Origin of the sequence: Sulfuricurvum sp. PD_MW2 (assembly GCF_002633015.1) — a bacterium.
GTDB lineage: Bacteria > Campylobacterota > Campylobacteria > Campylobacterales > Sulfurimonadaceae > Sulfuricurvum.
The window spans coordinates 272,750-292,573 of sequence record NZ_NSIU01000001.1; the positions used below are offsets into that span (position 1 = coordinate 272,750).

The 19,824-nt window shown below is 43.4% G+C and carries 17 protein-coding genes; 14 read left to right on the forward strand and 3 right to left on the reverse strand.

What is annotated here, in order from left to right; genetic code table 11:
- Positions 1–44 precede the first annotated feature (44 nt).
- The 14 genes from fliD to CJD30_RS01505 are packed head-to-tail and all read left to right on the forward strand — an operon-like array spanning position 45 to position 14,859.
- On the forward strand, positions 45–1,442 hold the full coding sequence (fliD, locus tag CJD30_RS01440; protein WP_294915570.1) for a flagellar filament capping protein FliD: 1,398 nt from the start codon (positions 45–47) through the stop codon (positions 1,440–1,442).
- A gap of 55 nt (positions 1,443–1,497) precedes the next feature.
- A complete protein-coding gene (pseB, locus tag CJD30_RS01445; protein ID WP_294915572.1) occupies positions 1,498–2,505 on the forward strand; it encodes a UDP-N-acetylglucosamine 4,6-dehydratase (inverting) in 1,008 nt (335 codons plus the stop codon).
- Positions 2,506–2,507: 2 nt separating this feature from the next.
- Complete coding sequence (gene pseC / locus CJD30_RS01450) at positions 2,508–3,635, forward strand: UDP-4-amino-4,6-dideoxy-N-acetyl-beta-L-altrosamine transaminase (protein ID WP_294915574.1); 1,128 nt, start codon at positions 2,508–2,510, stop codon at positions 3,633–3,635.
- Positions 3,636–3,645: 10 nt separating this feature from the next.
- A complete protein-coding gene (gene pseF / locus CJD30_RS01455; RefSeq protein WP_294915576.1) occupies positions 3,646–4,332 on the forward strand; it encodes a pseudaminic acid cytidylyltransferase in 687 nt (228 codons plus the stop codon).
- Positions 4,329–5,192 (forward strand): UDP-2,4-diacetamido-2,4,6-trideoxy-beta-L-altropyranose hydrolase, encoded by an 864-nt coding sequence (pseG, locus tag CJD30_RS01460; protein WP_294915578.1) that lies wholly within the window; start codon positions 4,329–4,331, stop codon positions 5,190–5,192. Before pseF ends, pseG begins: the two co-directional genes overlap by 4 nt.
- Positions 5,164–5,625, forward strand: coding sequence for a UDP-4-amino-4,6-dideoxy-N-acetyl-beta-L-altrosamine N-acetyltransferase (pseH, locus tag CJD30_RS01465; protein ID WP_294915580.1), 462 nt, complete (start codon positions 5,164–5,166; stop codon positions 5,623–5,625). The genes pseG and pseH overlap by 29 nt, the downstream gene beginning before the upstream one ends.
- Positions 5,622–6,656, forward strand: a complete 1,035-nt coding sequence (gene pseI, locus CJD30_RS01470) for a pseudaminic acid synthase (protein ID WP_294915582.1) — start codon at positions 5,622–5,624, stop codon at positions 6,654–6,656. The genes pseH and pseI overlap by 4 nt, the downstream gene beginning before the upstream one ends.
- Complete coding sequence (locus CJD30_RS01475) at positions 6,638–7,657, forward strand: hypothetical protein (protein ID WP_294915584.1); 1,020 nt, start codon at positions 6,638–6,640, stop codon at positions 7,655–7,657. Before pseI ends, CJD30_RS01475 begins: the two co-directional genes overlap by 19 nt.
- Positions 7,650–8,597 carry a Gfo/Idh/MocA family oxidoreductase gene (locus CJD30_RS01480; protein WP_294915586.1) on the forward strand — a complete coding sequence of 316 codons (948 nt, stop codon included), beginning with the start codon at positions 7,650–7,652 and terminating at the stop codon, positions 8,595–8,597. Before CJD30_RS01475 ends, CJD30_RS01480 begins: the two co-directional genes overlap by 8 nt.
- A complete protein-coding gene (locus CJD30_RS01485; RefSeq protein WP_294915588.1) occupies positions 8,594–9,895 on the forward strand; it encodes a DegT/DnrJ/EryC1/StrS family aminotransferase in 1,302 nt (433 codons plus the stop codon). Before CJD30_RS01480 ends, CJD30_RS01485 begins: the two co-directional genes overlap by 4 nt.
- Positions 9,892–10,434 carry a GNAT family N-acetyltransferase gene (locus CJD30_RS01490; protein WP_294915590.1) on the forward strand — a complete coding sequence of 181 codons (543 nt, stop codon included), beginning with the start codon at positions 9,892–9,894 and terminating at the stop codon, positions 10,432–10,434. The genes CJD30_RS01485 and CJD30_RS01490 overlap by 4 nt, the downstream gene beginning before the upstream one ends.
- Complete coding sequence (locus CJD30_RS01495) at positions 10,431–11,564, forward strand: N-acetyl sugar amidotransferase (RefSeq protein WP_294915592.1); 1,134 nt, start codon at positions 10,431–10,433, stop codon at positions 11,562–11,564. Before CJD30_RS01490 ends, CJD30_RS01495 begins: the two co-directional genes overlap by 4 nt.
- On the forward strand, positions 11,561–12,907 hold the full coding sequence (locus CJD30_RS01500) for an amidase (protein ID WP_294915594.1): 1,347 nt from the start codon (positions 11,561–11,563) through the stop codon (positions 12,905–12,907). The genes CJD30_RS01495 and CJD30_RS01500 overlap by 4 nt, the downstream gene beginning before the upstream one ends.
- Positions 12,907–14,859: a 6-hydroxymethylpterin diphosphokinase MptE-like protein gene (locus CJD30_RS01505; protein WP_294915596.1), complete on the forward strand. Its 1,953-nt coding sequence runs from the start codon at positions 12,907–12,909 to the stop codon at positions 14,857–14,859. The genes CJD30_RS01500 and CJD30_RS01505 overlap by 1 nt, the downstream gene beginning before the upstream one ends.
- 126 nt (positions 14,860–14,985) lie before the next feature.
- On the opposite strand, the gene CJD30_RS01510 is transcribed toward CJD30_RS01505, so the two are convergent.
- From CJD30_RS01510 to CJD30_RS01520, 3 genes are all read right to left on the reverse strand, one after another.
- Positions 14,986–16,467, reverse strand: a complete 1,482-nt coding sequence (locus CJD30_RS01510) for a flagellin B (protein WP_294915598.1) — start codon at positions 16,465–16,467, stop codon at positions 14,986–14,988.
- 175 nt (positions 16,468–16,642) lie between these two features.
- Positions 16,643–18,118 carry a flagellin B gene (locus tag CJD30_RS01515; RefSeq protein ID WP_294915600.1) on the reverse strand — a complete coding sequence of 492 codons (1,476 nt, stop codon included), beginning with the start codon at positions 18,116–18,118 and terminating at the stop codon, positions 16,643–16,645.
- A 175-nt stretch (positions 18,119–18,293) separates the two neighbouring features.
- On the reverse strand, positions 18,294–19,775 hold the full coding sequence (locus CJD30_RS01520) for a flagellin B (protein ID WP_294915602.1): 1,482 nt from the start codon (positions 19,773–19,775) through the stop codon (positions 18,294–18,296).
- Positions 19,776–19,824: the final 49 nt, after the last annotated feature.

Genomic DNA, 19,824 nt, shown 5'->3' on the forward strand with positions numbered 1-19,824 from the left:
TGATCGGTCGATATAGTTTATACTGAAATACAAAAGGATTTGTGATGGCAGGTAGTATTAGTTCATTGGGTATCGGTTCAAACGTTTTAACCTCGTCCGTTATTGATCAGCTCAAAGCGGCAGATACGGCAAGTATGATTACCCCTATAGCCAACAAAATCACTCTGCAGCAACAAAAAGGGCAAGCCCTCAATTTACTGAGTAGTCTTTTGTCCACATTCCAAACAAGCGTTAGCGCGTTGGGAAATGATACGCTGTATCAAGCTCGCAGTGTATCGGGCAACTCGAGCAATGTCAGTGTCACTGCTTCATCAGGGGTCAGTGTTCAATCATTTAGTATCTCCAATACGCAAATGGCGTTAAACGATGTTAAAGAATCGGGTGCATTTACTTCAACAAGTTCGACGGTAGCTTCTGGGAATGGGAAGATGACATTGACATCAGGAGGGATTTCATATGGCATTGCGTATACCAATTCGATGACACTGGATCAATTAAAAGATGCGATCAATACTCAAGCTGGAAGTAAGATTAAAGCATCAACCCTTCAAGTCGGGACAAATGATTATCGACTTATCCTGCGATCAGTTGATACGGGAGCAAATCAAGCAATTACTTTGAGTGATTCAAGCGGAGGGAGTTTGGATTCTAAATTGTATTCAGCCTATGATGCAACGACGAATCCAACAGGAGTTCAATCGATACAAGCAGCGCAAGATGCGAGTTTCAAATACAACGGTATTACACTCACCCGAAGCTCTAATACAATTACTGACATTACACCGGGGGTAACGATCAATCTTTTGGCAGACAGCACATCGACCGCTAATATAGCGATTACACAAGATATCAGTGCTATATCTAGCGAAATGAGCAGCTTGGTAAATAGTTATAATACGTTAACCAGTCAGCTTAATGATATGACAACAACCGATACGACAGCAGGGAAAATAGGAGTCTTTAACGGAGATAGTTCAATCAATTCGATTGGTCGTGAAATCACCCGTTTGATGACCTCACTGGACAGCAATGGGAAATCTTTGGCACAATTTGGGATTGATATTAGCGAAAAGGGGACAATGAGTTTTAAGAGTACAACGTTTACTACAAAATATAAAGAAGATGTAACGTTGTCCAATACTTTTTTTAGTCATGTCGCCGATGATACCAATAAACAAGAAGGGGTTTTTACTCGCTTAAAAACATTAATGACCCGATATACGGGTACAAAAGGAATTATGAGCAATTTGACGACCGGTTCGGATACGGCATTAAAATCGCTTAATGCTAATAAAACACGTGCTCAGGCTCTTTTGGATGCTCGCTATGAAGCAATGACGGCACGGTTTACACAATACGATTCGATTATCAGTAAACTCAATAATCAATTTTCGTCATTACAACAACAAATCAGTATGGCTGTAAACGGTAGCTCGAATTAAAGTATTGGTACTAATTTTGCTTAATTCTATCATCTAAGTTGATAGGATAGGCCATATGCTCAACGGAAAAAACATTCTCATCACCGGCGGTACGGGTAGTTTCGGCAAACAGTTTGTCAAAACAATTTTAAAACGCTACAAACCCAATAAAATCATCATCTATTCTCGCGATGAACTAAAACAATATGAGATGGCACAGCGGTTCAATGATCCGTGTATGCGTTATTTTATCGGGGATGTCCGTGACCTTTCACGACTTGAGAGTGCGATGAGCGGTGTCGATTATGTGGTGCATGCGGCGGCACTCAAACATGTCCCTATTGCTGAATACAATCCGATGGAGTGTATCAAAACGAATATCAATGGGGCACAAAACGTTATCGATGCTGCGCTCCATTGCGGTGTTAGCCGTGTTATTGCCCTCTCAACCGATAAAGCAGCCAGCCCGATCAACCTCTATGGTGCCACGAAACTTGCGAGCGATAAACTTTTCGTTGCGGCGAACAACATTCGTGGAGGGCAAGATATCCGATTTGCGGTTGTCCGTTACGGCAATGTTTTGGGTTCTCGCGGATCGGTTGTTCCGTTTTTCCAAAAGCTTATCGCTGAGGGGGCAACGGAACTGCCAATTACGGATGAGAGAATGACCCGTTTTTGGATCACTCTTCAAGAAGGGGTCGATTTCGTATTGAAAAACTTCGAGCGGATGCATGGGGGAGAGACCTTTATCCCCAAAATTCCTTCGATGAAAGTGGTGGATGTCGCGCGTGCGATCGCTCCGCACCTTCCGCATAAGCATGTCGGTATCCGTCCGGGCGAAAAAATGCATGAAGTAATGTGTCCGCGTGATGATTCCCATCTCACATTGGAGTTTCACGACCATTATGTGATCAAACCGACAATACAATTTACCGAAGCAGCGGACTTTTCAAAAAATAACTGCGATGAGATCGGAACACCGGTTGAATACGGGTTTAAATACAGCTCCGAAACCAACACCGATTGGCTCACCTCTGACGCATTGTTAGAAAAAATCGCCCTTACTCAGAATGAGGAGAAATAATCGTGCTTCCTTATTCAACGCAGTTGATTGATGAGGATGATATTGCCGCCGTTGTTGAAGTCCTAAAAAGTTCGCATCTCACGCAGGGGGCGAAGGTCGAAGCATTTGAAGAAGCGATTGCCGAGTATGTAGGTGCGCGATTTTGTGTCGCTTTTAATTCGGCGACATCAGCGTTGCTGGGTGCATATGCTGCTATCGGGCTTAAAGAAAATGATGAGATAATCACCACGCCTATCAGTTTTGTAGCAACGTCGAATATGGCGATTGCTTTGGGTGCAAAACCGGTTTTCTGTGATGTTAAAATGGATGGAAACATTGACGAATCATTGATCGAAGCGCTCATTACTCCTCAGACCCGTGCACTCGTTCCCGTCGATTTCGCAGGAAAACCAGTCGCGATTGAGGCGATCAAAAAGGTAGCTAAAAAGCACAATCTCTTCGTCATCGAAGATTCTTCCCATGCGTTGGGGAGTGGTATCGGCAACCAAAAAATCGGTTCTTTTGCGGATATGACAATATTTAGTTTCCATGCGATCAAACCGATCACGACGGGAGAGGGCGGTGCTGTGGTAACCAACGACGAAGAATTCGCTAAGAAGTTAAAACTTTTTCGTTCACACGGCATCATCAAAAAACAGCTTTGGAACTCCGATATGGTGAGTTTGGGGCATAATTTCCGTCTTACCGAGTTTGCCGCCGCGTTGGGTCTCTCGCAACTGCATAAACTCGATCGATTCCTCCAAACACGCAATGAAATCGCCCGCTATTACGATGAGTGTTTTGCGGGGCATAAACTCATAACGACGATAGCGATTGATTCGGATGAGCAGAGTGCACGCCACCTTTATCCGCTGCTTCTGTCTCCTGCATTACACTGCTCAAAAGAAGATATTTTTAGCGAATTGCAAATACGGGGATTAGGGGTGCAGGTTCATTACAAACCGATTTATCAAAACAGTTTTTATAAAGAGCGTTTCGGTGAACAGCGATTGCCGAATACGGAACATTTTTACAAAAGTGAACTCTCTATTCCGTGTCATCAAAAGATGACGCTGGAGGATGCCCGTATGGTTGCCGATACGGTTCTTGACGTGATGGAAGCCTATTCTCACCGAGGATGCAGTTTTTAAAGGAGAATTGATGCGTGTAGCTATTATCCCAGCCCGTGGCGGAAGCAAACGGGTACCCCGAAAAAACATCAAAATATTTGCAGACCTTCCGATCATTGCCTATAGCATCAAAGCCGCACAGGAATCAGAGCTGTTTGATCGTATCGTGGTCACCACCGATGATGAAGAGATTGCCGAGGTAGCACGCAGTTACGGTGCGGAGATCCCGTTTATGAGACCAAAAGAGTTGAGTGACGATCATACCGCTACGATTCCCGTTATCGCTCACGCGATCCAAACACTTCAAAACGATTCGGTTATCGATTATGCCTGCTGTATTTATGCTACCGCCCCTTTTATCCGCTCTCAAGATATCATCGATGCGTATAACTCCCTTATAACTCATAACAAACAGTATGCCTTTCCTGTTACAACATTCCCGTTTCCGATTCAGAGAGGTGTGAAGCGTGACGCGCAAGGAAATATCGAAATGTTTTATCCTGAGCATTTCGAAACACGCTCCCAAGATCTCGAAGAGGCGTATCACGATGTGGGGCAGTTTTACTGGGGAACGCGCGATGCATGGGTGGAGGGAAAAGCGATCTTCTCCGATGCGGCGACAACAATCGTCTTACCTCGCCATCTGGTGCAGGACATCGATACGCTGGAGGACTGGACGCGCGCTGAGTTGATGCACAAAGTACTCCAAGCGCTATGAACCTCCTTATCCGTTCTGATTCTTCGAGTACAATCGGATTGGGGCACATTATGCGTGATATAGTATTTGCCGCGCAGCAGAGTGAAGATATCGTTATGTTCGCTTGTCAAAATCTGAGCGGCAATATCATCGATCACATTCCTTATCCCGTACACATTTTGAGTTCCAATGACCCCGATGAACTGATAGATCTTATTCGAGAGTATAAAATCGATATGGTGGTGTTTGATCACTATGGTATCGATGTGGCTTTTGAGAAAAAGGTCAAAGATGCTTGTAGAGTAACTATTCTCTCTTTTGACGATACTTATGTGGCTCACGATTGCGACATTCTCCTCAACCATAATGTTTCAGCAGATCCGACTCGCTACAAAGGATTGGTTCCACCTCATTGCGTCCTTCGTTGCGGTGCGGAGTATACGCTGATACGCGATGAGTTTAAAACCGAAAAGCAAATCCAACGAGAAAAAATTTACGATCTTTTTATTGCGATGGGGGGGAGCGATCCGACAAATGCGACGATGAAGATCCTCCCAACACTAAGCGATGATATGAGAGTCTGTGTTGTAACGACATCCGCAAATATTCATGTGAATGAACTAAAGGCTTTTGTCAAAACGAAAAAAAATATGACATTGGAGATCGATTCTACACGGATAGCGCAATTGCTTCACCAAAGCTGCTTGGCGATTATCACCCCAAGTGTCATGGTGCATGAGGTATTGTTTATGGAGATCCCTTTTATCGCAGTACAGAGCGCCGCTAATCAAGAGGATATGTTTGTCTATTTAGAAAAAGAGGGGTATACCGTGTTAAAGGAGTGGAATGCGGGTGCAATTGCTCGATTTTACAACGCTTGATAAAGAGATGCTAACAACGGTATTAGCCTGGCGTAACCATAGCGATATTCGGCATTGGATGCTGAGTGACGATGAGATATCGATGCAAAATCATCTGCAATTTGTCGAATCGCTGAAAAATAGAGCGGATAAGCGCTATTTTTTGGTTCAGCGCGAAGATGCCTATATCGGAGTGATCGATTTTACCGATATTACTCAAAACTCTGCCGAAATCGGGATTTATTCCAACCCTTATATGCGCGGAGTGGGCGAAGCATTAATGCATGCGCTGATCGAGTATGGCTTTTCAACGCTTGGGGTAAAAATGTTGGTTGCGACCGTTTTCACCGACAACGAGCGGGCTAAACATTTGTACGAAAAATTCGATTTTACAGAGACAAACCGGACGTTTTATAAGGGGAGAGAGATGATTATCATGGAGCGAAGCAAATGAAGATTGGACACCACAATATTGATGAAAAAGTATTTATCATCGCCGAACTCTCAGCAAATCACAACGGTTCGCTCGATACAGCTCTAAAAACGATTGATGCGATGAAGGCATCGGGCGCCGATGCGGTGAAACTCCAAACGTACACTCCAGACACGATTACCCTCGATTGTGACAGTGAGATGTTTACGATTTCACAGGGGACGTTGTGGGACAAACGGAAATTTCATGATCTCTATGCTGAAGCGATGACGCCGTGGGAGTGGCACTCCATCCTCTTTGATCATGCCAAAAGTCTTGGAATGGAAGCATTTTCCTCTCCGTTTGATAACAGTGCCGTTGATTTTTTGTCTGAACTGGACGTTCCTGCGTATAAGATTGCCAGTTTCGAGATTACCGATATACCTCTCATCGAATACACTGCTGCCAAAGGAAAACCGATCATCATCTCCACCGGTATCGCGACACAAGATGACATCGAAGAGGCGTTAAATGCCTGTTGGCGGGCAGGAAATGATCAGATTACACTGCTCAAATGCACCTCTGCCTATCCTGCCGCATTGGAGGAGATGAATCTTTTGACGATTGCCGATATGAAAAATAGATTTGAGGTAAGTGTCGGGCTTTCGGATCATACAATGAGTCTCAGCGCACCTGTAGCTGCCGTTGCACTGGGGGCACGAGTGATCGAGAAACATTTTATTCTTGATCGAGGCATGGGTGGAGCGGACAGCGCCTTTAGTCTGGAACCGCAAGAATTTAAAATGATGGTCGATGCGGTGCGGGATACCGAAAAGCTATTGGGGAAAGTGACATACGATCTTTCGGCGAAAAGTTTGAAATCACGGGAATTTTCACGCAGTCTGTTTGTTGCCGAAGATGTGAAAGCGGGCGATGCGATCAACTCTTTAAATGTCCGATCCGTGCGACCGGGGTTCGGATTGCCGCCCAAATATCTCAAAGCTATTATCGGGAAACAATTCAAAGAGGATATTTCTAAAGGAACACCTCTCTCTTGGGAACACATCCTATGACAATTGCCGTCGTATCTCATGATGCAGGAAGTTCAGAAATATTGTGTGGACTCATTCGTGAGTATTTTGATCTTTATTCGTGGCATATTTTTGCTATAGCGCAAAGTCCTATGGGACGACTGTGTGAACGCTATAACCTCTCTTTTACTCCTATCGGAGATGCTGAACAACAGCTCCAAGTCATTACTCCTGATATTCTGTTTTTTGGAACCGGATGGCAGGAGAAGATTGAGCGCCCCTATGTCCATTTTTGCAAAGAAAACGCTATTCCGACGGTTGCTTTTTTGGATCATTGGAGCAACTATCGTGAGCGATTCGGTTTTCCCGATGAGGGGTGGGAAGAGAACTTGGGTGATTTTACCGCAGTTACGGATCAAAAAGCTCTTTTTCTAGCGGAGTCGTTTGCTCTTCCAAAACCTATGGGACTAAAAAATTTTTATCTGCGCGATACGATCGTTCAGGCACGTCAAAAAGAGATTTCCCCTAACAATAATCTCCTTTTTTTGAGCGAGCCGACCGATGCTGTGGCATTGCGTACCTATGGGGATAAAAACTATTGGGGATTTACCCAATACAGTGCACTGGAAGATATTTTGAAAAATTTTGAGCGGTTTGGATGTGCAGGACTGACTATTCGGCTTCATCCGAGCGATACTGGAAGCGGATATAAAAAAATTCTCAAAGCCTATCCCAATATTCGGGTTCAAATCAATGATGCGGCGGTATGTGAGCTAACCGATCAGCTTTTATGTGCCAAAATGATTATCGGATTTGATACGATGGCGCTCTATATCGCGGCACTTTTAGAGCGTCCTGTTCTTTCGTATCTCCCTTCGAAAAATAGGGAATTTTTGTTGCCGCTACCAAAGGAGAGGCAGGTTCGTTCTCTATCAAAGATTCATTCAAACCTTCTTCTCCCCTCCTCGCTGAAGTGTGATGATTTCGGTATGGATTTTGCTTTATTTATCAAAACTATAGTGGCAAAAGAGCGAAATGTATAAAGCACTGATTATTGGCGCCGGAAGTATCGGCGGGCTTATCGATTCACCGGCATCCAAAGCAGTTGCAAGTCATGCACATGCTTATCAAAAACATTCAGATACGGAGCTTTATGCGATCTGTGAACCCTCAGAACTGAATGTATTTGCATTTATGGAACGCTGGGGAGATGTGCATCGTTATGTCAGTGTGGATGAGATAGGTGCAGATGATCACTACGATATTGTCTCTATTTCATCAACGACAAAATCTCATTTTTATGATCTGACTACATTGTTAAAGCGTCAAGATTCTTCGATGATACTCTGTGAAAAACCGCTTGTAGCAACCCAAGAAGAACTCTCCACCCTCCATACATTGCTTTTGCAAAGTGATAAGAAAATTTTGGTTCATTTTATTCGCCGCTATAACCCTGCATTTATCTATTTGGCCGAGCGGGTTCAAAAAGGTGAGTTTGGAAAATCGTTAGGGTTTCAGGGTGTATGCACAAAAGGGTTGCTTCATAACGGGTCTCATATGTTAGCGGTTTTGAGCCATTTCTTAGGAAGTTTGGTATCGATCAAACCGTTTCGAGCTTCATTTTGTCATGAAGATCTTTGCGGAGAGTTTGGGGTCTCTTTGGAAAACGGAGATGGTTCAATATCCGTTCTTGCGCACCCTCCCTATTCTTTATTTGAGATAACATTTTGGTTTGAGCAAGGGATGATCAAAATTTTAGACGGAGGAGATAAAATAGAGATATATTCACGTGTTCCTTCGACGTATGAAGGGTATTTTTCTCTGGCATTACAAGAGACAATGACGACGAATCTATCAAACTATGCGTATGACTCCGTAGAGTTTTTGTTGCAAAAAAATAAAGAGACATGCAAACAAATTTTAGGTGAACATCTCCATATTCATAAGATTGTTTTTCAAACTTTTTCCAAGGTATTTCCATGATGAAACTTGCTATTAACGGTGGTGAGAAACTTCGTACAACCCCTTTTCCGGCTTATAACACGATTGGAACCGAGGAAGAAGATGCTGTTCTTCGAGTCCTTCGTAGCGGAAAACTCTCTACTTTTTTAGGGACATGGCATGATGATTTTTTCGGCGGTCCCGAAGTGCGCGCTTTAGAATCAGAGTGGAGCGAGTATTTTGGGGTCAAGCACGCAATCAGCGTGAATTCGGCTACTTCGGGACTTTATGCCGCGGTCGGTGCGTGCGGAATAAGCCCTGGAGATGAGGTGATCGTCAGCGCCTATACGATGAGTGCATCGGCTACTGCGGCGTTGGTGTACGGTGCCATTCCTGTTTTTGCCGATATCGAAGAAGATTTTTATTGTCTTGATGTCAAAAGTATCGAAGCAAAGATCACTCCGAAAACCAAGGCGATTATTGTTGTTGATATTTTCGGGCACCCTTATGATGCCGATGCCATCAATACATTGGCAAAAAAACATAATCTTTTTGTGATCGAAGATACGGCGCAAGCACCGGGTGCGATGTTAAGTGGTAAATTTGCAGGAACACTTGGTGATATCGGTGTTTATTCCCTCAACTACCACAAACATATCCACAGCGGGGAAGGGGGGATTGTTGTTACCGATGATGATATTCTTGCCGATAAAATCCGCCTTATTCGTAACCATGCCGAAGCAGTCCTCTCTGCACGGGGTATCAAGGAGAAATCAGAACTTATCAACATGGTCGGTTACAACTACCGAATGACCGAGATAGAAGCTGCAATTGCCCGATGTCAGCTCAAAAAACTTCCCTCTTTATTGACGAAAAGGCTCGAAAATACTGAATATCTCAATGAAAAGCTGGCACAAATCTCCTGCATAAAACCGACCATAATTCGTCAGGGAGCTAAACACGCCTTTTACGTCCATCCGTTGCAGTTCGATGCAGAGGCGGCAGGAATGCATCGTAACCGTTTTATCGATGCGGTCAAAGCGGAACTCCCTCCGACATTGCTGCGTGAGGAGTCGGTGGTACTGCTCAGTTACGGGTATGTCAAACCGCTCTATCTCCAGCCTCTGTATCAAGAGAAAATTGCATTTGGACGGGATGGCTATCCGTTTAATCTCAGCGAAGTTACATATCCGAAAGGATTATGTCCTGTGACGGAAGAGATGCATTTTAACCGCCTGATCACCCATGAGTTTATGCGTCCGGGAATGAGCAAATCCGATATGGATGATGTGGTAAATGCCTTTGCAAAGGTGTGGGACAACAGAGCGGAGCTTGTATGAGATTAGAGGGTGAGCGTGTATATCTACGTCCGATTGAACTGAGCGATGCCGATGGTGTTTACCCCTCATGGCTGAATGATCCCGAGGTATGCCGTTACAACTCACACGGGGATACTCTGTATACAAAAGAGATGGCACAATCATACATAAAGAGTGTGATCGATAATCCAAGCATGGTCGTTTTTGCGATTTGTTTACGTGAGGACGGCCGTCATGTCGGTAATATCGCATTACAGCAGATCTCACTCAAAAACCGTAACGCAGAATTGGCTGTTTTGATCGGGGATTTCTCGGTATACGGGAGAGGGATGGGGTATGAATCCGGAAAACTCCTGGTCGATTATGCGTTTAGTACGTTGAAGCTTCATCGTCTCTATTGCGGTACCCATTCTGAGAATATCGGGATGCAAAAACTGGCGTTGAAGCTTGGAATGAGTGAAGAAGGGCGACGTCGTGAAGCCCTTTGGAAAAACGGCATTTTTGCCGATATAGTGGAATATGGATTAATCAACACCGTTTCTGAAAAGGAGACTTTATGACCAAACAAATGATTTTTACCGATACACCGAGTGATACTTACGGCGAACCGCTTTACAAAGAGTATCTTCAATACTGTACACGATGCTGCATGCCAAGTTCGAACGAGGGGATGCAGTTCGATGAACTCGGTATCTGCCTAGCGTGTCGGGCACAAGAGCAAAAGATGCGGATAAATTGGAAAAAAAGCGAAGAAGTTCTTCGCGAAACGTTAGAGAGCTACAAAGAGAAAGCGGGAGACAACTACGATTGTATTATCCCGATCAGTGGTGGGAAAGATAGCGTTTTCCAGCTTCATGTTCTCAAAAAAGTGTACGGTATGAAACCGCTTGCCGTGACGTTTAACCATAACTGGTATTCGGAGATCGGTCGCTACAATCTCGAGAATGCCCTCGAAAAACTTGAAATCGATCATATTATGTTTACTCCAAATAAAGCACTGGTGAAGAAACTGTTTGTCAAATCGTTTTATAAAATCGGAGATTCATGCTGGCACTGTCACGCGGGTGTGGGTGCATTTCCGCTCCAAATCGCCGTCAAATTCAACATCCCGCTCCTCATCTGGGGAGAGTCGGTGTGTGAGAGTAGTGGTCGTGCCGATTTTCGAGATAATGTCCAAAAATTTGATCGCGACTATTTCACCAAAGTCTCTGCCAAACTCTACCCTGAGCAGATGATCGATGAAGAGATTACCCGCAAAGATCTCAAACCGTTTGAATTACCAAGTTTTGAAGATATCGAACGTGTCGGTGTTGTGGGACTGCACTTGGGAGATTATCTCTTTTGGGATGATGAGCGTCAAATGGAGTTCATTAAAAAAGAGTACGATTGGCGCGAAGAGCACCGCCCGGGCCACTACAAAGGGTTCAAAGGAAACGAGTGCAAGTTTGAAACGCTGCATGATCACATGAAATTTGTGAAGCGCGGATTCGGTCGGGGAACCGATCAGGCGAGTGCGGATGTACGTGCCGGATTGCTTACCCGTGAAGAGGGATTTGAGATCGCGAAAAAGTACGATCAGCAACGACCTGCCTATTTGGATGAATTTTTGGATATGGCAAACATCACGGAAGAAGAATACAATAATGTCCTCAAAGCGATGCGCCAAGGAAAATTCAGAGAGAGCCGATGAAGTTAACCGATTGCACCGCAACCGAATTATTAGAACTGTTGAAGTCGTCCGCTGCGACACCCAAAGAGATTGCACAAAGCTGTATAGAGCGGATTCGTGAAGTTGATCCAGCCGTTAATGCCTGGGAGTATTTTGACGAAGCCGCAATTGAGGCGCAACTCGCTAAAATCAAAACGTATAACCTAGACGATTATCCTCTCTACGGTATCCCTGTCGGTGTGAAGGACATCTATAACACCTTTGATATGCCTACCCAAATGGGTTCACTGTTATGGAAAGATTTTACTCCGGGAAATGATGCGCGGATGATCCATTATCTTCGCCGCTCCGGTGCAGTAATGCTCGGGAAAACGGTAACGGCCGAGTTTGCTGTCCATTATCAGGATAAAACACGCAATCCCCATGATCTTGCCCGATCACCGGGAACGTCATCGAGCGGTTCAGCCGTTGCAGTGGCGACAGGGATGGTTCCGGTTGCATTGGGAAGCCAAACGGCGGGTTCGATCAGCAGACCGGCAAGCTATTGCGGTATTTATGGGTTTAAGCCGACTTTTGGCGTATTACCTCGTATCGGTGTACTGAAAACAACCGATTCTCTCGATACATTAGGTTTTTTTGCTCGAAGCGTGAGTGATTTGGATTTGATGTTTGAAGCGTCTCGTGTGCATGGAGAGAATTACGAGTTTGTTCACAAATATATCGATAACTATCAATCAATGCCCAATAAAACCTATCGTATCGGGATTGTCAAACATCCCAAATGGAACGAAGCATCGCCATATGCCAAAGAACAATTTTCCAAGTGGTGTGAAAAACTGCAAGATTCAAGATTAGTGATCGAAGAAACAACTCTTCCATCATTCTGTGATACGGTTCATGCTACGCATCAGACGATATACGATAAATCTCTTGCCTATTATTTTAAAGAAGAGTATGCGAAACATGAGCTTATGAGTCCTATTTTCTACGATATTATTCAAGAAGGGCTGAATATATCAAAAGAAGAGTATCAAGAAGCTCTGGATAAACAATCTCATGAGACACGTGAATTTGATCAGTGGCTGGAGTCATATGATCTTTTGATTACTCTTGCTACTGCTGATGAAGCACCTATTGGATTGACGACACCCGATATACCCGATGCGAATTTGATATGGACCTATTTGGGATTGCCTATTGCTACACTTCCTGTATTAAAAGGGGTTAATGGTTTGCCGATAGGGGTCAGTGTTATCGCGCGTAAATACAACGACAAATTATTATTGGAATTTTTAGGCTATCTTCACACACTCGCTTTGTTAAAAGATATTCAGCCGATTTCTCCAATTACAAAAGGACTTTAATGAGTGACGCTACAACCTCTTTGCATCCGGTTTTTGAAAAAAACCTTCAAGCACTTTTCCAGAAAAACGCCTATCTCGCGACCGATTTGTTTAAAATAGAGGGAAATACACGTTTTGAGGTTTATCAGGGGAAAGATTCAGTCGATATCAATCTCTACGATACCGAAAAGGAAAAAGTTTTTTACAACACGCCGGTTCAAGATACTGTTGAATTTATAGAGAATTCACGAAAAGATTATTTGATCCCCTATCGGTATTTTTTTGGTATGGGGAATGGGATCATTATTCAAATGCTTCTGAAAGATCCGCAAATCCAACGTATCATTGTGATTGAGCCTAACCTGGAAGTATTGTATATTATTCTACACATGTTGGATTTTTCAGAGACGATTTTAAACAATCGCTTGTTTATCGAATCGTATCAACAGTTTAATTACCCTAAAGCCGACTATTTTCTAACCAGCTCCCAATCGCAATTTTACGCTAAATTATTTGAATTGGAAACCACTTCGCCATATTACGACGAGTACTATTCAGGCGAGATGAAAGAGATCGTCTCTATCATGGCAAAAGCGTTTGAATCAACTATTCTAGGATACGGTAACTGTGCAATCGATTCTTTGATGGGAATTGAACATCATGTGAAAAATTTACCGGCTATGGTGAAGGGGCCAAAAATTATTGATTTGACGAAACAAAAACATCCGGATATTGCTATCGTTGTTTCAACCGGTCCGAGTCTTACAAAACAGATTCCAGTACTCAAAAAAATTCAAGATTACGTAACGATTATTTGTGTCGATGCAAGTTTTCCGATTCTAGAAAAACACGGGATAAAACCGGATTTTGTGACCGTCCTTGAACGAATCCCCGAAACGGCTAATTTTTTTAAAAATAATGCCAAAGAGTTTCAAGACGATGTGATTTTTGTATGTGTGTCGATTGTTCATGAGGATATTCTAAAAGCAGTTCGTGGTGGGACTATGGTACTTCAAATGCGTCCACATGATTATACAAAATATTTTGGTTTCGATGATTACGGGTATCTTGGTTCAGGGATGAGTGCTGCTAACCTTGCACATGAATTGGGAATGGGGCTTAAATTTAAAAATATTGTTTTAATCGGGCAAGATCTGGCTTTTGGGGATGATAATACATCGCATGCCAACGATCACACGTTTGGCGTAAATGAAGAGGACTCGAGTAAACATGATTTTTATGTAGAGAGATATGGGGGTAATGGAGAGATCCGCACTACCCATTACTGGATGATGTTTAAAAATCATTTTGAACAGGCGATTGCGAGACAAGAGGGCGATCAAAAGACCATTAATGCAACGGAAGGGGGAGCGAGAATCCCAGGTGCGGTCGAAATGCCGTTTAGTGAAGTGGCAGAAACGTTGGTAGATTATAGTCGTCCAAAAGATCGCTTTTCCCTCAATCCTACTCCTGAAGAAGAAGCTAAAAAACATATCGATACCATTGTGGATAAGATCAATTTTTGGCTCGCAGATTCGATTGAAAAGCAGGAATTGATCGAGACTATTTTTCTGGAAGTACAAAAAGCGTGTGAACGATTTGTCCGATATAATCAGGAAAATCAGTTAGATAAAATTACGATGAAAGAGTTAACTGAATTGACAGAACGGATTGATGAGGTTAAATCTTTAACGGAAAATGAACTTTTTATGCAGCTTTATTTTCAAATCCTTCAATCCTCTTTGCTTCATTATGAATTGGACTTTTCAGTTATTCAAGCCAAAGTAGTGAAAGATGAAGATGAGAAAAAAGCAAAATTGCTTGAATGGGTTATGGCCCACCGTTATTGGTTGTTTTCGTTTGCCGGACAAATCAATGCAGAGCGAGAAGTGATTCAAAGAGCGGTTATGACGTGGCCGGAAGAGATTCGTTCTAGAGTTCATTTTCCTGAAAAAAAATTGATCGAGGAATAAGGTATAGTGATCTAAAGATTGCTATGCCTTAGTGAAAATAGTATAGAATAATTGTATTTTTAGTCTGAAAGAAAAAGAATCATAAAAATACATTGGGCAACCGATAGGTTGCCAATGATGTTTTTACTATTGTAGTAATTTCAATACGTTTTGTTGAACAGCATTCGCTTGGCTCATCGCGTATGAACCCGATTGAGCAAGAATATTATACTTAGCAAATGTAGCTGATTCAGCGGCGAAGTCAACATCACGGATGTTAGATTCAGCAGCTTTCACGTTTACTTGAGTAACAGAGATATTATTAACGGTTGCGGTCAATTGATTTTGAACCGAACCGAGGTCTGAACGGATAGAGTCAAGCAATTTTTGAGCAGCCTCAGCGATGTTCATAACCGCCATTGCCCCTTTAAGTGTCGTTACACCCGCTCCGATTCCTGAGGTTGCCGCAGTACTGGTACCGGCTGCAGAGTATACCCAGTTACCGATCGCAAGAGCTGCTGTCGATGTTGTACCGAACAATGTTGACGCAAGGTTCATTGTTGCACGATTTCCTCCGGATGAGAGCCCCGCACCATCATTTGCAGCACTAGAAACAACGATTGCACGTGCATCCAAACGAGAAAGGGTCAATTTACCGTAGTTTCCGCCTTCAACGAATCCTGTAACGGAACCGGTTCCAGCTGATACATGTATACCGCGGCCGTCATTTGATTTCAAGTGAAGTTGACCTTGAGTATCAATCGTAGCGGTAACACCGGTTTGTTCTTTGACGGCATTGATCGCATTGACCAATACACCCTCTTTATCGTTTTGTGCGATTTGGCTGAAGTTACCTAAGTTAACACCGTTGATCGTAAGACCTGAGATATCGGTATTAGCTGCGATATTTCCTGACATTACAGTTTCAACTACATATGAAGCACGTACACCGGTTTGATCGGATGCATTGTTGATAACATCAGCAAGTTTACCGATACCGCTTCCTGCACTGTAGTCGATTGCAACTGCTTGGAGGGCAATACTTTTACCGTTTGCACTGAATGTCAATGTTGATGTACCGGCAGTTGACATACTAAGACCGGTATAGTAACTCACATTCCCGATTTTAGTACTTTGAGTAGCACCGATGCTTGCATCGATGGTTTGGTTTGAGTATGCACCGACTTGGAATTGTTTATTTGTAAATGAACCTGAAAGGAGGTTTTGACCATTATAGTTGGTTGTGTTGGCAATATTGTCCAAACCTTGGATAAGGCGAGAAATATCGGCTTGCAACGCTTTACGAGAATCAGCACTTTGACCGTCTTGAGCTGCTTGAGTTGCTTTTACCTTGATGGTTTCAAGAATTTTAAGCTGCTCATCCATCGCTTTGTCAGCGATTTGAACGATACCGATTGCATCGTTTGCATTGGAAACGGCTTGACCCAATGAACTTGATTGTGCACGAAGAGAGTCGGCAATCGCCATACCTGAAGCATCATCTGCCGCCGTATTAATACGAAGACCAGAACTGAGTTTAGCCAATGAATTGTCCAAACTTCTATTGTTGCTTAATGATGCTGTATGCGCATTCATTGCCGCTACGTTAGTGTTAATTTTAAAACCCATGATAAATCCTTTTATCGCAAGAGCATTTCGCCCTTAAGTTGATTCAGCGTCCTTGCTGTTAGAATGTATATCGGATACTTTAGAAAAAAGTTGAATGGGTAAATAAACACGAGGATAGAGGATGATCTTAGAAAAGAGTATCAAGCAGCCAAAAGGCTGCTAGTTGAGATTGCTACTATTGTAGCAAACGAAGCACGTTTTGTTGAACAGCATTCGCTTGGCTCATCGCGTATGAACCCGATTGAGCAAGAATATTATACTTAGCAAATGTAGCTGATTCAGCGGCGAAGTCAACATCACGGATGTTAGATTCAGCAGCTTTCACGTTTACTTGAGTAACAGAGATATTATTAACGGTTGCGGTCAATTGATTTTGAACCGAACCGAGGTCTGAACGGATAGAGTCAAGCAATTTTTGAGCTGACTCAGCGATGTTCATAACTGCCATTGCCCCTTTAAGTGTTGTTACACCCGCACCCATTCCTGAGATAGCGGCTGTACTGGTACCGGCTGCAGAGTATGCCCAACCACCGATTGCTACGGCAGCTGTAGAACCAGTACCGAATAATGTTGACGCAAGATTCAAATTGACGCGGGTTGCTGTGGAAATACCGGAAGCATCGGTTGCAGCTCCGGAGACAACGATTGCACGTGCATCCAAACGAGAGAGAGTTAAGTGGCCAAAGTTACTGTTATCTGAGAATCCTGTAACCCCACCGTTTGCGGAGACAACGATACCGCGGCCGTCATTTGATTTCAAGTGGATTTGACCTTGAGTATCAATCGTAGCGGTAACACCGGTTTGTTCTTTGACGGCATTGATCGCATTGACCAATACACCCTCTTTATCGTTTTGTGCCAAACCGCTGAAATTTCCGATTGTAACACCATTAATGTTGAGAGATGAGATGTCTGCACCTGCGGTAATGTTACCAGACATTACGGTTTCAACGACGAACGATGCACGTACACCGGTTTGATCGGATGCATTGTTGATAACATCAGCAAGTTTGCCGATACCGCTTCCTGCACTGTAGTCGATTGCAACTGCTTGAAGCGTGATGCTTTTACCGTTTGCACTGAATGTCAATGTTGATGTACCGGCAGTTGACATACTGGCACCGGTAAAATAGTTGACATTTCCGATTTTAGTACTTTGAGTAGCACCGATGCTTGCATCGATGGTTTGGTTTGAGTATGCACCGACTTGGAATTGTTTATTTGTAAATGAACCTGAAAGGAGGTTTTGACCATTATAGTTGGTTGTGTTGGCAATATTGTCCAAACCTTGGATAAGGCGAGAAATATCGGCTTGCAACGCTTTACGAGAATCAGCACTTTGACCGTCTTGAGCTGCTTGAGTTGCTTTTACCTTGATGGTTTCAAGAATTTTAAGCTGCTCATCCATCGCTTTGTCAGCGATTTGAACGATACCGATTGCATCGTTTGCATTGGAAACGGCTTGACCCAATGAACTTGATTGTGCACGAAGAGAGTCGGCAATCGCCATACCTGAAGCATCATCTGCCGCCGTATTAATACGAAGACCAGAACTGAGTTTAGCCAATGAATTGTCCAAACTTCTATTGTTGCTTAATGATGCTGTATGCGCATTCATTGCCGCTACGTTAGTGTTAATTTTAAAACCCATGATAAATCCTTTTATCGCAAGAGCATTTCGCCCTTAAGTTGATTCAGCGTCCTTGCTGTTAGAATGTATATCGGATACTTTAGAAAAAAGTTGAATGGGTAAATAAACACGAGGATAGAGGATGATCTTAGAAAAGAGTATCAAGCAGCCAAAAGGCTGCTAGTTGAGATTGCTACTATTGTAGCAAACGAAGCACGTTTTGTTGAACAGCATTCGCTTGGCTCATCGCGTATGAACCCGATTGAGCAAGAATATTATACTTAGCAAATGTAGCTGATTCAGCGGCGAAGTCAACATCACGGATGTTAGATTCAGCAGCTTTCACGTTTACTTGAGTAACAGAGATATTATTAACGGTTGCGGTCAATTGATTTTGAACCGAACCGAGGTCTGAACGGATAGAGTCAAGCAATTTTTGAGCTGACTCAGCGATGTTCATAACTGCCATTGCCCCTTTAAGTGTTGTTACACCCGCACCCATTCCTGAGATAGCGGCTGTACTGGTACCGGCTGCAGAGTATGCCCAACCACCGATTGCTACGGCAACTGTTGAACCAGTACCGAACAATGTTGACGCAAGGTTCATATTTGCACGATTTCCTCCGGATGAGAGCCCCGCACCATCATTTGCAGCACTAGAAACAACGATTGCACGTGCATCCAAACGAGAAAGGGTCAATTTACCGTAGTTTCCGCCTTCAACGAATCCTGTAACGGAACCGGTTCCAGCTGATACATGTATACCGCGGCCGTCATTTGATTTCAAGTGAAGTTGACCTTGAGTATCAATCGTAGCGGTAACACCGGTTTGTTCTTTGACGGCATTGATCGCATTGACCAATACACCCTCTTTATCGTTTTGTGCGATTTGGCTGAAGTTACCTAAGTTAACACCGTTGATCGTAAGACCTGAGATATCGGTATTAGCTGCGATATTTCCTGACATTACAGTTTCAACTACATATGAAGCACGTACACCGGTTTGATCGGATGCATTGTTGATAACATCAGCAAGTTTACCGATACCGCTTCCTGCACTGTAGTCGATTGCAACTGCTTGGAGGGCAATACTTTTACCGTTTGCACTGAATGTCAATGTTGATGTACCGGCAGTTGACATACTAAGACCGGTATAGTAACTCACATTCCCGATTTTAGTACTTTGAGTAGCACCGATGCTTGCATCGATGGTTTGGTTTGAGTATGCACCGACTTGGAATTGTTTATTTGTAAATGAACCTGAAAGGAGGTTTTGACCATTATAGTTGGTTGTGTTGGCAATATTGTCCAAACCTTGGATAAGGCGAGAAATATCGGCTTGCAACGCTTTACGAGAATCAGCACTTTGACCGTCTTGAGCTGCTTGAGTTGCTTTTACCTTGATGGTTTCAAGAATTTTAAGCTGCTCATCCATCGCTTTGTCAGCGATTTGAACGATACCGATTGCATCGTTTGCATTGGAAACGGCTTGACCCAATGAACTTGATTGTGCACGAAGAGAGTCGGCAATCGCCATACCTGAAGCATCATCTGCCGCCGTATTAATACGAAGACCAGAACTGAGTTTAGCCAATGAATTGTCCAAACTTCTATTGTTGCTTAATGATGCTGTATGCGCATTCATTGCCGCTACGTTAGTGTTAATTTTAAAACCCATGATAAATCCTTTTATCGCAAGAGCATTTCGCCCCTAAGTTGATTCAGCA

Excerpts from the sequence above, each read along its gene's own strand:
- pseI (WP_294915582.1), top strand. The coding sequence starts at position 5,622 with ATGAAGATTGGACACCACAATATTGATGAAAAAGTATTTATCATCGCC.
- CJD30_RS01515 (WP_294915600.1), bottom strand. The coding sequence starts at position 18,118 with ATGGGTTTTAAAATTAACACTAACGTAGCGGCAATGAATGCGCATACA.
- CJD30_RS01510 (WP_294915598.1), bottom strand. The coding sequence starts at position 16,467 with ATGGGTTTTAAAATTAACACTAACGTAGCGGCAATGAATGCGCATACA.
- pseG (WP_294915578.1), top strand. The coding sequence starts at position 4,329 with ATGAACCTCCTTATCCGTTCTGATTCTTCGAGTACAATCGGATTGGGG.
- CJD30_RS01500 (WP_294915594.1), top strand. The coding sequence starts at position 11,561 with ATGAAGTTAACCGATTGCACCGCAACCGAATTATTAGAACTGTTGAAG.
- CJD30_RS01485 (WP_294915588.1), top strand. The coding sequence starts at position 8,594 with ATGATGAAACTTGCTATTAACGGTGGTGAGAAACTTCGTACAACCCCT.
- CJD30_RS01490 (WP_294915590.1), top strand. The coding sequence starts at position 9,892 with ATGAGATTAGAGGGTGAGCGTGTATATCTACGTCCGATTGAACTGAGC.
- CJD30_RS01520 (WP_294915602.1), bottom strand. The coding sequence starts at position 19,775 with ATGGGTTTTAAAATTAACACTAACGTAGCGGCAATGAATGCGCATACA.
- pseF (WP_294915576.1), top strand. The coding sequence starts at position 3,646 with ATGCGTGTAGCTATTATCCCAGCCCGTGGCGGAAGCAAACGGGTACCC.
- CJD30_RS01505 (WP_294915596.1), top strand. The coding sequence starts at position 12,907 with ATGAGTGACGCTACAACCTCTTTGCATCCGGTTTTTGAAAAAAACCTT.
- pseB (WP_294915572.1), top strand. The coding sequence starts at position 1,498 with ATGCTCAACGGAAAAAACATTCTCATCACCGGCGGTACGGGTAGTTTC.
- fliD (WP_294915570.1), top strand. The coding sequence starts at position 45 with ATGGCAGGTAGTATTAGTTCATTGGGTATCGGTTCAAACGTTTTAACC.
- CJD30_RS01480 (WP_294915586.1), top strand. The coding sequence starts at position 7,650 with ATGTATAAAGCACTGATTATTGGCGCCGGAAGTATCGGCGGGCTTATC.
- CJD30_RS01495 (WP_294915592.1), top strand. The coding sequence starts at position 10,431 with ATGACCAAACAAATGATTTTTACCGATACACCGAGTGATACTTACGGC.